This is a genomic window from Gluconobacter frateurii, from assembly GCF_002723955.1.
Lineage (GTDB): Bacteria > Pseudomonadota > Alphaproteobacteria > Acetobacterales > Acetobacteraceae > Gluconobacter > Gluconobacter frateurii.
In genome coordinates this window covers 203,588-217,684 of the sequence record NZ_BEWN01000005.1, presented here as the reverse complement: position 1 = coordinate 217,684, position 14,097 = coordinate 203,588, and the positions used below count along the sequence as shown (strand labels likewise).

Annotated in this window: 12 protein-coding genes; 10 read left to right on the top strand and 2 right to left on the bottom strand. The window is 53.3% G+C overall.

What is annotated here, in order from left to right; translation table 11 throughout:
- Nucleotides 1-53 precede the first annotated feature (53 nt).
- Entirely contained in the window at nt 54-443 is a 390-nt protein-coding gene (locus tag GFR01_RS13830; protein WP_099182910.1) for a hypothetical protein, read from the bottom strand.
- A gap of 471 nt (nt 444-914) precedes the next feature.
- On the opposite strand from GFR01_RS13830, the gene GFR01_RS13825 reads away from it, so the two are divergent.
- Entirely contained in the window at nt 915-2,663 is a 1,749-nt protein-coding gene (locus tag GFR01_RS13825; RefSeq protein ID WP_099182909.1) for a Hint domain-containing protein, read from the top strand.
- An 88-nt stretch (nt 2,664-2,751) separates the two neighbouring features.
- Here GFR01_RS13825 and GFR01_RS13820 read toward each other — a convergent pair whose 3' ends face one another.
- A complete protein-coding gene (locus tag GFR01_RS13820; RefSeq protein WP_099182908.1) occupies nt 2,752-3,432 on the bottom strand; it encodes a YfdX family protein in 681 nt (226 codons plus the stop codon).
- A gap of 429 nt (nt 3,433-3,861) precedes the next feature.
- Here GFR01_RS13820 and edd point away from each other — a divergent pair, with 429 nt between their 5' ends.
- From edd to GFR01_RS13775, 9 genes are all read left to right on the top strand, one after another.
- Nucleotides 3,862-5,709 (top strand): phosphogluconate dehydratase, encoded by a 1,848-nt coding sequence (gene edd / locus GFR01_RS13815; protein ID WP_099182907.1) that lies wholly within the window; start codon nt 3,862-3,864, stop codon nt 5,707-5,709.
- 11 nt (nt 5,710-5,720) lie between these two features.
- Entirely contained in the window at nt 5,721-6,344 is a 624-nt protein-coding gene (gene eda / locus GFR01_RS13810; protein ID WP_010502249.1) for a bifunctional 4-hydroxy-2-oxoglutarate aldolase/2-dehydro-3-deoxy-phosphogluconate aldolase, read from the top strand.
- Nucleotides 6,345-6,544: 200 nt separating this feature from the next.
- On the top strand, nt 6,545-7,108 hold the full coding sequence (locus tag GFR01_RS13805; protein ID WP_082872771.1) for a metal-dependent hydrolase: 564 nt from the start codon (nt 6,545-6,547) through the stop codon (nt 7,106-7,108).
- The gene (gene purH / locus GFR01_RS13800) at nt 7,105-8,682 is read left to right on the top strand and encodes a bifunctional phosphoribosylaminoimidazolecarboxamide formyltransferase/IMP cyclohydrolase (RefSeq protein WP_099182906.1); all 1,578 of its coding nucleotides are present in this window, start codon (nt 7,105-7,107) and stop codon (nt 8,680-8,682) included. The genes GFR01_RS13805 and purH overlap by 4 nt, the downstream gene beginning before the upstream one ends.
- Nucleotides 8,679-9,032 carry a hypothetical protein gene (locus GFR01_RS13795; protein ID WP_099182905.1) on the top strand — a complete coding sequence of 118 codons (354 nt, stop codon included), beginning with the start codon at nt 8,679-8,681 and terminating at the stop codon, nt 9,030-9,032. Before purH ends, GFR01_RS13795 begins: the two co-directional genes overlap by 4 nt.
- 109 nt (nt 9,033-9,141) lie before the next feature.
- The gene (locus GFR01_RS13790) at nt 9,142-10,485 is read left to right on the top strand and encodes a hypothetical protein (RefSeq protein WP_244902300.1); all 1,344 of its coding nucleotides are present in this window, start codon (nt 9,142-9,144) and stop codon (nt 10,483-10,485) included.
- A gap of 12 nt (nt 10,486-10,497) precedes the next feature.
- Nucleotides 10,498-11,241, top strand: coding sequence for a flagellar hook assembly protein FlgD (locus tag GFR01_RS13785; RefSeq protein ID WP_099182903.1), 744 nt, complete (start codon nt 10,498-10,500; stop codon nt 11,239-11,241).
- A gap of 166 nt (nt 11,242-11,407) precedes the next feature.
- On the top strand, nt 11,408-13,081 hold the full coding sequence (fliF, locus tag GFR01_RS13780) for a flagellar basal-body MS-ring/collar protein FliF (protein WP_099182902.1): 1,674 nt from the start codon (nt 11,408-11,410) through the stop codon (nt 13,079-13,081).
- A 1-nt stretch (nt 13,082) separates the two neighbouring features.
- Nucleotides 13,083-14,096, top strand: a complete 1,014-nt coding sequence (locus GFR01_RS13775; protein ID WP_099182901.1) for a flagellar motor switch protein FliG — start codon at nt 13,083-13,085, stop codon at nt 14,094-14,096.
- Nucleotide 14,097 lies beyond the last annotated feature (1 nt).

Sequence of the window (14,097 nt, the reverse complement as noted above, 5' to 3'; positions counted from 1 at the left end):
CCTTCAAGTAACTATTCTTCATCCGAAGATGAAGCGCAGAAATCGCGAGAAAATTAGCCCACTGCAGGCGGGAACGTGATTTTTGTACCGCCATTGGCGATGGAGGTCGAAATCGCGCTTACGACACTCTTGTAAATGGCGAGACCGTTCGTTGCGCTTTGGGCACCGATCTGTGCACCAAGCTGCACATAAGATGCAATGTTCTTGATATCGGCAGCGATTACGGAGTTGCTCGCAGACTGAGCCAGGTCAGCAAATACGTTGTAAACGCCAGCCAGATATCCGCTGTATGCACCTAGTTGAGTGGAGTAATAGGAAGCATAGTTTGCAGATCCGCAGCCAAAGTTGACACCGATTGAAATTCCACATTGGGAATCATATCTGCCGCATCCACCTGATACTTCATTAAGCTCGGAAACAGAGAGTTCTCGGAGGGCAGACATTGTTTTGGTCCTTGGAATACTAATTAAATTCTGCCGTTTCCATGTTCTTTACCCGGTTTATTGAGAAGTGGCCGAAAGCATTTCTCAAATACGATGAAAGGTATGGATTGGCGAAGAGTTGACCCCGAATTAGAGGACGACGCTGATTTTTCAAAGATAATAAATCGTTAAAGAAGAAAAAGTTTATATATATCTTCTATCCTTTACGAATCCATAAAACATGTTTGCAAAACTCTTCTGATAACGGCGGAGAATAGCGGATTTTCTCTATTATTATTTTGTAAGATTCCTTATAAATCTGTGAGACATGAACGAATTTCCAAATTTTCTCGATAAAAAATCGTTAAAAAGCAAATTATACTTCCTTTGCCCCTTTATTCAAAAAAAATTAACGCTATCAGTTGGATCGTGACGAAAGGTTTCTTTCGGTTCGCTGTGATGTGTTTCTGAAATATTTCGAAGGGGAATGATATGTCGTCTCGAAGCAAAACTGATAACAGTTCGCTGACTGCTGCGACGCAGGCAGCGTCTTCGGCTCCTACTACAAGTGGAGGAAGCGGGACGAAAACTGACCCCTATATTCTTGCCAGCAATACGGGAACTATTACCCTCCAGGCAGGGAAATACTATGTCGTCCCTGACAACGTGACGATCGGGAAAGCCGTTACCAATAGCGCGACGAACGACGCTAGCGGCGGCATCAATGTTAACGGTGCATATCTGGAGATCGCCTCTAACGCACATGTTAACGGCACGATCAATATGAGTGTTTCGGGTTCATCGCTGAAGCTGGATGCGACACCGAAGTGGGTTTATAGTGAATATAACCCTGGCAAAAGTGGCGTTGGCCAGTCGACATGGACATGGCAGTCCATTCAGTCTGCGGTCATTGATGGTCTTGTGACCAGTGATGACAAGCCAAATACGGCAGTTAGCATTGTTGCTGAAGGCGTCACCAGTGACGGATCTGTGCGTGTTCTTGGAACGTATGGTTCCAGCACAGCTAATGGCTCTGAGTTGATTTACGACAAGACATACACGCCGGCTGGTAGCAAAAGCAGCGGCTATCTTGGTTTTGAAGTCCTTGTGCCGGCAAAAAGTTCGGTTCTGAGTGGAACAGCTAAAACGCTTCCATCAAGCCAGACGAGCAACGGCGAATATATCGTCGGTGATACCGGCTCCAACGTATATGTCTGTTTTCTCTCTGGTGCGATGATCTGGATGGCCGACGGGTCTGAAAAGGCCGTTGAAGATATTCAGGTTGGTGACCAGGTTACTGCGCTGGTGGATGGCCAGTCTGTTGCGCGTGAGATCGTCTGGACAGGACGGAAGTTTGCCTACACGCGGGCAGGGCTTCCTGCTGATGAAGCGGGTTATCCGGTGCGTATTGCTGCGGGTGCCCTTTCGGAAGGCGTTCCTTCACGGGATCTCTTTGTGACGTCCGAGCATAGCCTGTTCGTAAATGGCGGCTTTGTTCCGGTTCGTATGCTCGTCAATGGTGGTTCCATTGCGTATGACCGCAGCCAGAGCAACTTCTTCTACTACCATATTGAAACGGCTGATCACTCTGTAATCTTCGCAAATGACTGTGCGACAGAATCCTTCCTGGATACGGGGCACAAGAATATTTTCGAAGGAAGCGACAATATTATCTCGTTGCGTGCCAAGACGTGGGCAGATGCTGCTGCTCCTCTAATGACTGCACGGGAAGTTATTGAGCCACTTCATGCGTCTTTCGTTGCTCGTTCGATCGAGCAGGGAGCTTCTGTAGAGGCCGCTCCTGAAGTCACGACAGATTCAGGTTTGCGTCTGGTCACGACCGAAGGGGTGACGGTTCATCCGCTGCGTCAGGTCGGCTCTAGCGTGTCCTTCATGTTGCCGCCTGGTACGCGTGGAGTGCATTTGGTTTCCCGTGCGAGCCGTCCTTGTGACACGACTGGTCCGTTTGTGGATGATCGTCGTCAGTTGGGTGTTCTGGTCGGTGCAGTTCAGCTGGCGGCGTCAAACGGCAGTCAGCGCACTGTTGTTTCGCACCTGGATAGCCAGCTTTCAGGATGGAATGCGCCGGAAGGGGCGTATTGCTGGACTGCGGGCTGTGCATTTCTTCCGCTGCCCGATTGCACAACAAATGCCAGTAGCGTCCTGACGCTGGAAATCGCAGGCGCTGGCCCCTATCTCGTAACCAATCTTGTGGAAGATGCTCAGGTGCTTTCGGCCTGACCTTCCATTCCTGTGACTGAACAAGGAAAAGGCGACATACCCCAAAGGTATGCCGCCTTTTTTGTCTGCGGTTGCGTGAGGTAGGAGATTACTTGGGAGTGGAAGGCGTCTTGTTGGGAGCAATAGACGTCACGAAGTCCTCAGAGACGAACACGATGGAGTTCAAGGCTTCATCAAGGGCCTCCAGAGCTTCTTGTGGGTGTCGCCCTTCCGTGAAGACAGTTGCTCGATTGATCGCGCCCTGGAATGGCGAGATCGGTGCAAGAGCGAGAATAAAGTCTGCATTCTGCCCCACGACTTTCATCGTCTGTGCGGCACTGTCTGTATCGCCGTTTTTCAACTGCGTGTTAGCTGATGCCACAGCGGCTTTCTGCTCAGGCGCAAAGGTTTCGCTGGCAATGAATTCGCCTCCAACTGGCAGCCAGTCAACCTGACCCATGACTGGGTGATGCTCGGGAGGAAGTGGGTGGCCGGGCGCTGTGTGAAGGTCGCTTTCTGCGGCCTGAAACTTCTGACTGGCTTTTACGGCTGCAACGAGGCGTTTCTGGGCATCATATAGAGCCGGGATAGCGGCGTCGGTCTGTCCGGTGGCTAGAATCTGCCGCGCTTTCAGAAGATCCGTCATGGTGTGCTGGCCATCTGCGGACAGATGGTGGAATGCGCGGTGCGCTTTAAAGGATTCCCAGTCCTTGTGGAGTGATGAAGCATGAGCAGGGATGGTTGAGAACGTCAGAGCCGCTGATGCCATTAGAGAAAAGAAAATCTTCATAAAAAAATTCCATAATCAATAAGTCTATTCTCTCTGTATGTGGGTGTATGACTGATGATTTCAATTGAAACATGATTTATTTTTCGTTGATAATTTGGATTAATTTTGTACCAATTACCTGTATTGCTACAGGGTTATTTAATATCGATAGAAAATTTCTTAGAAAATACGCAGTTTTGAAAATGTGGGCGAGACATTATCGGGTATTTTGTTTCTTCTGAGTGTGGCGTTTATGTTCTAAATGGAAAGAAAAAACTCCACGAAAGGAAATAAAATAAAAATATTTCCTTAAAGGGGGGGAGGGGGTGGTTGCCGTTGCAGGTCCGTTTCCGTATGAACATAGCCCCTTCACGAGGCTGTGTCTTTCAGCGGAAAGAGCGTTTTTTTCCGTCTGGCAGCGCGTGTGTCAGTCGAGCAGCGAGTGTTCCAATGTCTTTGAATTCCGTCGTCGAGAGTGTGACCGCCCGGATTATCGAGCGTTCGAAAGTCTCCCGTCGCCGTTATCTTGCTCTGATGGAGCGGAACCGGGCGAAGGGCGTCTCACGTCCGCGTCTGGCCTGCGGAAACCTCGCTCACGCTATTGCCGCCGCTGCATCCGACAAGCCCGAGCTCATGCGTCCTACGAGCACCAATCTCGGGATCGTCACGACATATAATGACATGCTTTCGGCGCATCAGCCCTATGGCCGCTACCCCGATCAGATCAAGCTGTTCGCCCGGGAAGTTGGTGCAACGGCTCAGGTCGCCGGTGGTGCGCCTGCGATGTGTGATGGCGTGACACAGGGGCAGGAGGGCATGGAGCTCTCCCTGTTCTCCCGCGACGTAATTGCCATGTCCACGGCAGTTGGACTGAGCCACGGCATGTTTGAGGGCGTTGCGCTGCTGGGCATTTGCGACAAGATCGTGCCGGGGCTCCTGATGGGTGCCCTTCGTTTTGGCCATTTGCCGACCATTCTCATTCCGGCAGGCCCGATGCCGTCGGGCCTGCCGAACAAGGAAAAGCAGCGGATCCGCCAGCTCTATGTTCAGGGCAAGGTGGGGCAGGATCGCCTGATGGAGGCGGAAAACGCGTCCTATCACAGCGCTGGAACTTGCACCTTCTATGGTACGGCCAATACGAACCAGATGATGGTCGAGATCATGGGGCTGATGATGCCGGATTCCGCTTTCATCAATCCCAATACGCCGCTGCGGCAGGCCGTGACACGGGCCAGCGTCCACCGTCTGGCAGAAATCAGTCTTAACGGTGAAGATGTTCGTCCGCTGGCGCATTGCGTGGATGAAAAGGCGATCGTCAATGCGGCTGTTGGTCTGTTGGCGACGGGTGGCTCGACCAATCACACGATCCATCTGCCCGCCATCGCCCGTGCTGCGGGTATCATCATTGACTGGGAAGACCTCAGCCGTCTGTCAGCCGTTGTGCCACTGATGACGCGTGTTTACCCGAGCGGGTCGGAAGACGTGAACGCATTCAATCATGTTGGTGGAATGCCGACTGTGATTGCTGAACTCTCCCGCGCAGGTCTGCTGCACACGGATATCATGACGGTGTCCCGTGGTGGCTTCGCTGACTACGCCTGCCGCGCCAGCTTGCAAGATGACGAAGTGGTTTATACACATGCCAAGCCGTCACTGGATCGGGATATCCTTCGGGATGTGAGCGAGCCGTTTAAGGCGGATGGTGGCATCAAGCTCATGACCGGCAATGTGGGACGCGGCATCTACAAGAGCAGTGCCATCTCCGAAGAGCATCTGACGGTTGAGGCACCCGCACGCGTTTTCCATGATCAGCATGATGTCGCGACGGCGTTCCAGAATGGCGAGCTGGAGCAGGACGTTGTCGTCGTGGTGCGCTTCCAGGGACCAGAAGCCAACGGTATGCCAGAGCTTCACAAGCTGACGCCCACCCTCGGTGTGCTCCAGGATCGTGGCTACAAGGTTGCGCTGCTGACAGATGGCCGCATGTCTGGTGCGAGCGGTAAGGTCCCGGCAGCTATTCACGTTGGCCCGGAAGCTCAGGTTGGCGGTCCGATTGCGAAGGTGCGGGACGGTGACATGATCCGTGTCTGTGCTGTGACGGGGCAGATCGAGGTTCTGGTGGATGCGGCTGAGTGGGATGCCCGTGATGCTGTTCCACCGCCGCCGCCAGCACTTGGGACGGGCCGTGAGTTGTTCGCACTGATGCGTTCGGTGCATGATCCGGCCGAAGCAGGGGCGTCTGCCATGCTGGCGCAGATGGATCGCGTGATCGAAACCGTTGGCGACGATATTCACTAAGGACGATTTTCATGACTGATACCGCAAAACTCGACGCTGTCATGACCCGTTGCCCGGTTATTCCGGTGCTGGTGGTCAATGATGTGGCACAGGCTCGCCCGCTCGCAGAGGCACTCGTTGCCGGTGGTCTGACCACGCTTGAAGTCACGCTGCGGACACCCTGTGCGCTCGAAGTAATTGAAGAAATGTCCAAGGTGGATGGGGCTTTTGTCGGTGCAGGGACGGTTCTGAACCCGACGGATCTGGAGCGTTCGGTCAAGGCAGGATCGCGTTTCATTGTCAGCCCGGGTCTGACTGCATCTTTGGCAGATGCTGCCCGCGATCACGATATGCCGTTTCTTCCAGGTGTGGCGAATGCTGGTGACATCATGCGCGGTCTGGATCTGGGTCTGACACGCTTCAAGTTTTTCCCGGCTGTGACCAATGGCGGCATTCCGGCTCTGAAGAGCCTGGCCAGTGTGTTCGGAAATGTCCGTTTCTGCCCGACGGGCGGCATTACGGAAGCAAGCGCACCGGAATGGCTGGCACTTCCATCCGTATCCTGTGTTGGCGGCTCCTGGATTACGGCTGGCGAGTTTGATGCCAAGACCGTCACACAGCGTGCGACAGCTGCTGCGCTGCTGCGTCAGAGCTAAAAAGCAGACTGTTCGTGAGAACAAGGGCGATTCGGAGAAATACCGGATCGCCTTTTTTTATTGCTACGACACTGCTGTTGGCGCGCCATGAACGGATTAGGAACATCATAAGTGGCCCGGTTGTGGCATTTAAGGAATTTATCGTGAAAAAATAAGGGATTATCTCTTTTCTGAGGCGATGAAGCGGATCATAAGAGCGCGTGACTGGACGCTCTCATCTCCTGATCGGTGGTTTCGCCGTACTGTGTGCCATGCGATGGCACATTCTTGCATCAGAGCCGCTTTCCGTGTGTACGGGGCTCCTCGGCAGTCTGCTGCCCGATATTGATACGGAACGCTCAATGCTTGGCGCGAGGGTGAAACTCCTGTCCCGCTTTCTGGCTCGAACGGTGGGTCATCGTGGACTGACGCATTCTGGCGTTGTTCTGCTTCTGGCTGCGTGTCTGGTTTCCGCTACCATGGGCAAAGATGCCCTTTATGGCCCGGTTGGTGCCCTTTTTCTGGGGGTCGCGACACATATTGTTGCTGACCTGCCGACCGGCGGGTGCCAGCTTCTCGCGCCGTTGAGCCGTTCCCGACTGTCTTTCTGGCCCTACGTCCGTACGGGCGGTGTGGGTGAGATCATGCTTCTTCTGCCCACCCTGTTTTTCCTGGGGTGGGCAGGGTTCGCTGGCCGTGATCCTTTTCTGGGTCATGCCCCTCCTGTCCTGCATCACCAGCGGTTGCATGGACATGTTTTGAAGGATATTGCAGTTCCATCATGACTGAGACCCGACTCCCCGTCCGTCGCGCCCTTCTCTCCGTCTCTGACAAGACGGGACTGATTGACCTGGGGCGTGCACTTGCAGCCCACGGTGCAGAACTGCTTTCGACGGGGGGCTCAGCACGGGCGCTGCGTGAGGCGGGTCTGACAGTCAAGGATGTTTCCGAGCATACCGGCTTCCCTGAAATTCTTGATGGTCGCGTCAAGACGCTGGTGCCGCAAGTGCATGGCGGCATTCTGGGACGCCGCGATCTTCCGGCTCATCTGAGCCAGATGGAGGAGCACGGTATCGCTCCGATCGATCTTGTCTGCGTCAATCTCTATCCGTTTGCAGCAACAGTTGCTTCTGGCGCAGGTGACGAAGATTGCATCGAAAACATCGATATTGGCGGGCCGGCCATGATCCGTGCGGCTGCCAAGAATTTCGGGCATGTCGCGATCCTGACCTCGCCGGAGCAGTACGGTGATTTCGTGAAGTCGCTTGAGACCGGTGGAACATACCTGAGCGAACGGCGGGAATATGCTGGCGCGGCCTATGCGCATACGGCGTCCTATGACGGCATGATTTCGCGCTGGTTTGCCGAGCGCGCAGGCGAGCTTCTCCCGCCGGTTCTGACGCTGAGTGGCTCGCGGGACGAACTGCTGCGCTACGGTGAAAACCCGCACCAGAAGGCTGCTTTCTACCGCGATGGCAGCACGCGGGCAGGGATTGCAACAGCGCGCCAGGTTCAGGGCAAAGCGCTCAGTTACAACAACCTGAATGATACGGATGCTGCGTTTGAAGCTGTGGCGGAGTTTGATGCGCCTACTGTCGTCATCGTGAAGCACGCCAATCCGTGTGGTGTAGCTTCTGCGTCCACGTTGGAAGACGCTTGGATCGCTGCTCTGCGCTGCGACCCAGTTTCAGCGTTCGGCGGTATCGTTGCTGTGAACCGCACTCTTGATGCGGCAACGGCTCAGCGGATCAGCTCTATCTTCACGGAAGTGATTGTGGCGCCTGATGCAGACGAGCGGGCTATCGAAATTCTGTCCCGTAAGAAAAACCTGCGTCTGCTGCTGACGGGCGGTATGCCCGATCCGACAGCGGAAGGACTGGCGTTCCGCTCAGTGGCTGGCGGTTTCCTGGCACAGAGCCGCGATGCGGGTCGTGTGACAGAACAGGATCTGAAGGTCGTCACAAAGAGAGCGCCGACCGCTCAGGAGATGAAAGATCTTCTATTCGCATTCCGCGTAGCCAAGCATGTTAAGTCCAACGCCGTCATTTATGTACGCGATAACGCGACGGTCGGTGTCGGGGCAGGCCAAATGTCACGCGTCGACAGCGCACGTATCGCCGCGCGTAAGAGCGAGGATGCGGCAGAAGTTGCGGGCGAAACCGCGCCGCTGACCAAGGGCTCCGTGGCTGCCTCGGATGCGTTCTTCCCCTTCGCGGATGGTCTGGAAAGTGTTGTCGCTGCTGGTGCTGTCGCTGTGATCCAGCCCGGTGGTTCCATTCGTGATCAAGAGGTGATCGACGCTGCAGATGCGGCGGGTATTGCCATGGTCTTCACAGGAATGAGGCATTTCCGGCATTGAAACCTTTCGCACTCGCTAGCCTGCTGCTGGCTCTCTCCGCTCCTTTGATGGCTGAGGCTGCGCCTTGTCTTTATGATATGTCGCCGCTTCCAGTCACAAAGGGTATTGTCTCTCGGATTACGCCGAATGGCGTACTGTTGAGAGACGGAACAACCGTAATTCTGCCGGAAGAGCTTTTGGCAAATGTTCGGTTGGCACAGCCTCTGTCCGTTCGCGGGCTGGTGGCTCAGGCCACCCACACAGTTCAGGCTTTTGCTCTGGATGGTAATCCCCCTGTCTGCCCTAACCCTGCAACAGTGACACGGGGGCCGTTTCCGGGCTCGCCAGGGTATGATCACATCCAGAACTGAGTTTTCGTACCTCTCTGAATAAGGGGTACGTCATAAACCTTTTCTTTACGTCTATCATGCAATTCTCCTCCCCGGATGTCCGTTACTCACAGTCGGGGAGGGCTTGGTATTGTCACAGATTCTACCCTCCGCATATGTGGGAGGTGATCACAGCCAATCATCTGTTCTTATGGGAGCGCAACTCGCTTCAACAGAACGGTTTCAAGATTTTCTTAAAAGCTACGTTCATACTGGTGAACAACCGGTTGCGAAGGCGCCTGCACATAGGGATGTAGCGCAGTTAGGTCAGAAAAAAGACACTGATACATCGCTAAAAACGCGTAATCCCGTTGAGGATAACAAGGCACAAAAGGTTTCCTCTCCGAGTGCTGCTGAAGAGCAAAATGCGCTGAGTCAGAAATCTGATCAAAAAATTCAGAAAAGCCCTAAGTTGAAAGCTGACACCCAACCGGTACAACTTCGTTCGGATAGACCTTTACCTCCAGCAAAAAAAAATTCGTCTGATTTTGCTGAAAAGGACGGCCAGTCGAAGTCCTCATTCGAGACAGAGGAAACGAAGAGTGACGCCTCATCTATTCCCGTAAAAGCCGTTCAAAACACTCCTGCGGTTCCCGCAGGCAGAGGTGATTCTAATCAGGTCTTAAATCTGGCAATTCAGATATCTCCTGAAAGCGAGCAGGTGCTCTCTTCTGAACCGGTTTCGATACAAAATACGGCAACTGGGAGGGTTGCTCCTGAGTGTGATAACGCAATACAGCCTGTAGATGACAACTTAGCTGATTCGGCGGTTCCTTCTCTCGTGGGCGACACCTCAGAAGGTGAAGGGAAATCGGTTGGGAATGGGTTTTCTGTGCTTGAACAAATGCCGGCACAGGAAAATATTCCGTCTTCTGAAACATCGGCATCCTTATTAACTTCTGCGCCGAATGTGGGTGCAGAAGCGTCGGATGGAAGCAAAAGACAAGCGCCCTCTGTCGAAACTGTTTCTGTACGCTCTGACGTCCGATCTATTCCGGCACCTGATATTCCGGTCATTTCCCATACGTCCTCTGATAGTCACCTTAACACAGAGATTGAAATGTCCTTGGGAGAGAGCGGAAAAGTTCATGTTTCCATTGATGAGGCAGAAGGTGGCGAACGACACGTTCATATCCGTGCAGAAAACCCTGATGTTCTACAGTCTTTGACGGATGATAAAAGTAATCTTTTTTCCACGCTAAATCAGAGTGTCATCTCAGTATCTTCTGATCAGCTCATTATTCCGACCGATCTGACACTAAGCCTGATGGGAAATTTCTCCCAGAGTTCGAGAGACGGATCTGGTCAGGGAAACCGTTCGACGGCGGAGGATGCAGAGCATCCTGGATCGTCTTTAATGTCCAGAAACAAAACACAAGCATCCGTTCAATCGTCCCGAACAATGCTTCGTGGCGTTGTTGATCTGACAGCCTGAAGGAAATTTTTTATGGTGTCTTCTGTCAGTACCACGTCCAGCAGCGCTGCATCGCTGCTCAGTCAGGCGGTTTCTGCAGCGAAATCGAATGCGGCCTCGCAGACGTCCAGCGCATCTTCATCAACGTCGACGGCCAGTAGCGTTGCCAGTGCTGCACTCTCTTCACTCGCTGGAAATTTCAATCAGTTCCTGACGCTTCTGACAACTCAACTGCAACATCAGGATCCTAGCAACCCGACGAGCACAGATAGTTTTACCAGTGAGCTGGCACAGTTTGCGGGTGTCCAGCAGCAGGTGGAAACCAATACCAACCTGACCAGCCTGATTACGGCGACGCAGGACACCCAGATGACATCTGGGATCGGTCTGATTGGTAAGACCACGACTGCAACCACGTCCTCTCTGCCCCTGCAAAATGGTAACAGTTCGATGAGTTTTACATCGAGTGTGGCGGGTCCTGTGGCGATTGCGGTGACCGATTCCAATGGTCAGGTCGTCAAGACCGACACCGTAACAGCTCAGGTTGGTACAAATACCTGGTCTTGGGATGGTGTGAGTGATAGCGGCACCCAACTATCGGACGGGCAGTATTTTGTTGCTGTAGAGGGCACGGACTCAACGGGCAGTGCTACGGCTCTTTCGACGACAGTTTCTGGTACCGTAACCGGCTTGAGCCAAACATCCAGTGGTCTGAATGTACAGATGGGAGCCACATCAATCGCCTTGAGCGATCTGGATAGTTTTTCTGGCGCCTGACAATACGATGAGGAAAACTCCACTCGTTTTAAGTAGGCATTAACCTTTTTCATACACAATGCTCATCAGTAATTGCAGCGTTAAGGGTGACACGCATGTGGATGGGCAAAGTGCTGTTGCCAGACAGGTCCGAAGATAGGTTTGCCTCGATGAGCTGGGGCTTCAAGTGAAGGCTTTTCTGGCAAATCTCAAACAGCTTGGTCTGCCACGTCTGGCCGCTCTGGGTGGCGTGGGTGCTGCCATGCTCGTGCTTCTTGGCGTGTTGGTTCTGCACGGGGCGGACTCAGCCAATGCGCTTCTCTATCGGGATCTCGATCCCCGGGAAGCGGGCGAAATTGTGGACCAACTTGCCAAGGAACATATTTCATACCACCTGCAGGATCAGGGCGGCACAATCCTGGTGCCGGATGATGACGTCGCCAAAGCGCGCCTCTTGCTTGCTAAAAACGGTTTGCCTTCCGGTGGGTCTGTTGGATACGAAATTTTCGACAAAGGTAATAGTTTCACTGCGACCCAGTTCGAGCAGACAATCAATGAGACGCGTGCTCTTGAGGGTGAACTGGAACGGTCGATCCGCCTGATCCATGGTGTCAGAAATGCACGTGTTCATCTTGTTCTGCGGCATCGGGAGCTTTTTTCCACAGAGGAGCAGGGTGCACAGGCAAGTGTCCTGCTCTCCATGGATGGTGCTCGCCGACTGGACGAGGAAAGTGTAGCGGCCGTGGTTAATCTGGTGTCCGCTGCCGTACCTGGCCTCGACGCTAAGAATATTTCTCTCGTGGATAACCGAGGACACGTCCTGCTGCGTCAAGGCGGTGGCGGTCTGGACAGTAATCAGACGGCTGAAGCACAGCGCCAGGCGCTGGAACAGCGCATCTCACGTGAGGTGGAAGATATGCTGGGTGCGTCGGTCGGTATTGGGCGTGTGCGTGTTGATGCCACAGTCGCAATGAACAACGATCACGTCAAAGAAACCCAAGAAAGTTATGATCCCGATCAGCAGGTTCTTCGTTCGCAGCAAACAAAGAACGAGAAGAACATTAATACGCAGGCCGTAAACAACACCACAGTCGCCAACAATTTGCCGAATGCAAATGCTGGTCAGCCACAGAATGGCAGTCAGAGCAGCCGACAAGAACAGACGGATAACTACGAGATCGGCAAAAAGGTTCGCACGCTTGTGCAGGACCAGCCGCGAATTGCCCGTATCAGTGTCGCTGTAATGGTGGATGGCGTTAATCAGGCTGATCAAAAAGGCCAGCATATCTGGCAGCCTCGTAGTCAGGCGGAACTGGAGCGGCTTACAGCGCTCACAAAAAGCGCCATAGGCTTTGATCAGACGCGTGGGGACGTTGTTACAGTCATGTCCATGCAGTTCTCGGATCTGGATGCTGCGATGCCAACCGCTTCCACAGGTTTCATGAATGGACTGTTCAACCGCTCGAATGAGATGGAAGCCATCCGGTTCGGCATTTTCTCGCTGTGCCTGCTCATGGTTTTATTCTTCGTAGTACGCCCCTTGTTGCGCCCGGTGCCGGGCGCAAGCACAGGGGGGAACTCCACATTATCCAGGGACGTGAGCGGAGGATTGGCTCTCCCTGGCCCTGCTGGCCAGTCTGCAGGCGGTAATGGAAATCAGGGAGGCAGTTTGCTTCCCGCTCCATATGACATCGTAGATGCAGAACTTCAGGAGGGTGAAGAGACAATTACAGTTAATGGTGTTGCCGGAAGAATTCGAGCTTCATCGGTACAAAAAGTCGTGGATCTGGTGGAAACGCACCCGACGGAAAGCATCGCTCTGATGCGGAGTTGGCTCATGCCTCAGCAGGAAGGGCGCTGAAATGATTGGAATGGAGAAAGCCGTTACAGGCGCGCAGAAAGCAGCCATTCTTATGATGGCACTGGGTGAAGAGAATTGTGCCCGCCTGTTCGAGCAAATGCATGAAGAAGAAATTCGTGAAATTTCTTCTGCAATGTCTCAGTTAGGGATGGTTTCGGCCGAAACGGTCGAAAGTGTTTGCCACGAGTTCAGTCGTAGCCTTGGGTCCTCTGAAGTTCTTATTGGCGATATCGAGACCACTGAGCGCCTTTTGAAAAATGCGCTTCCTGCCGGTCGAGCTGCTGCAATTATGGAAGAAATTCGTGGTCCGGCAGGTCGGACCATGTGGGACAAGCTAGGGAATATTTCCGAAACGGTCTTGGCAAATTACCTGCGTAATGAATATCCCCAGACCGTTGCTGTAGTATTAAGTCGAATCAAGGCGGCTCATGCTGCACGGGTACTGTCTCTTCTTCCAGAAGATTTTTCTCTGGATGTTATGACGCGTATGCTGAAAATGGAAAATGTTCAGAAAGGAGTTCTGCATAGCGTCGAGCAGACGTTGAGATCTGAATTCGTCTCTAACCTTCCTCGTGGCGCCCATCGCGACAGCCATGAAGTTCTCGCAGATATTTTCAACAATTTCGATCGTCGGCTGGAAGCGCGTTTTATGACTGCGCTCGAAGAGCGTAGTCATGACGACGCAGAGCGTATCAAGAGCCTAATGTTCACATTTGAGGAGTTGGCTCACGTTCCACCTGAGGGTCTCATGGTGTTGCTGAACCAGATTTCTCGAGAAATCCTTCCCATGGCGCTTAAAGGAGCAAGTGAAAAACTGAGAAATGCGTTTCTTGCTGCAATGTCTGAGCGAGCTGGACGTATTCTTATAGACGAAGTGGAGGCATTAGGGCCGGTTCGCATCAAGGATGTAGATGCAGCGCAGAGCGAGATTGTCCTTGTAGCCAAGGGGCTGCTCGACCGTGGGGAGATAGAGCTTGTGGATCAAGAGCAGTCCGGCAACGAGATGCTTCTGTGAC

Coding starts and splice junctions, on each gene's coding strand:
- purH (WP_099182906.1), top strand. CDS start 7,105: ATGACTGAGACCCGACTCCCCGTCCGTCGCGCCCTTCTCTCCGTCTCT.
- GFR01_RS13825 (WP_099182909.1), top strand. CDS start 915: ATGTCGTCTCGAAGCAAAACTGATAACAGTTCGCTGACTGCTGCGACG.
- GFR01_RS13820 (WP_099182908.1), bottom strand. CDS start 3,432: ATGAAGATTTTCTTTTCTCTAATGGCATCAGCGGCTCTGACGTTCTCA.
- GFR01_RS13830 (WP_099182910.1), bottom strand. CDS start 443: ATGTCTGCCCTCCGAGAACTCTCTGTTTCCGAGCTTAATGAAGTATCA.
- eda (WP_010502249.1), top strand. CDS start 5,721: ATGACTGATACCGCAAAACTCGACGCTGTCATGACCCGTTGCCCGGTT.
- edd (WP_099182907.1), top strand. CDS start 3,862: ATGTCTTTGAATTCCGTCGTCGAGAGTGTGACCGCCCGGATTATCGAG.
- GFR01_RS13785 (WP_099182903.1), top strand. CDS start 10,498: ATGGTGTCTTCTGTCAGTACCACGTCCAGCAGCGCTGCATCGCTGCTC.
- GFR01_RS13775 (WP_099182901.1), top strand. CDS start 13,083: ATGATTGGAATGGAGAAAGCCGTTACAGGCGCGCAGAAAGCAGCCATT.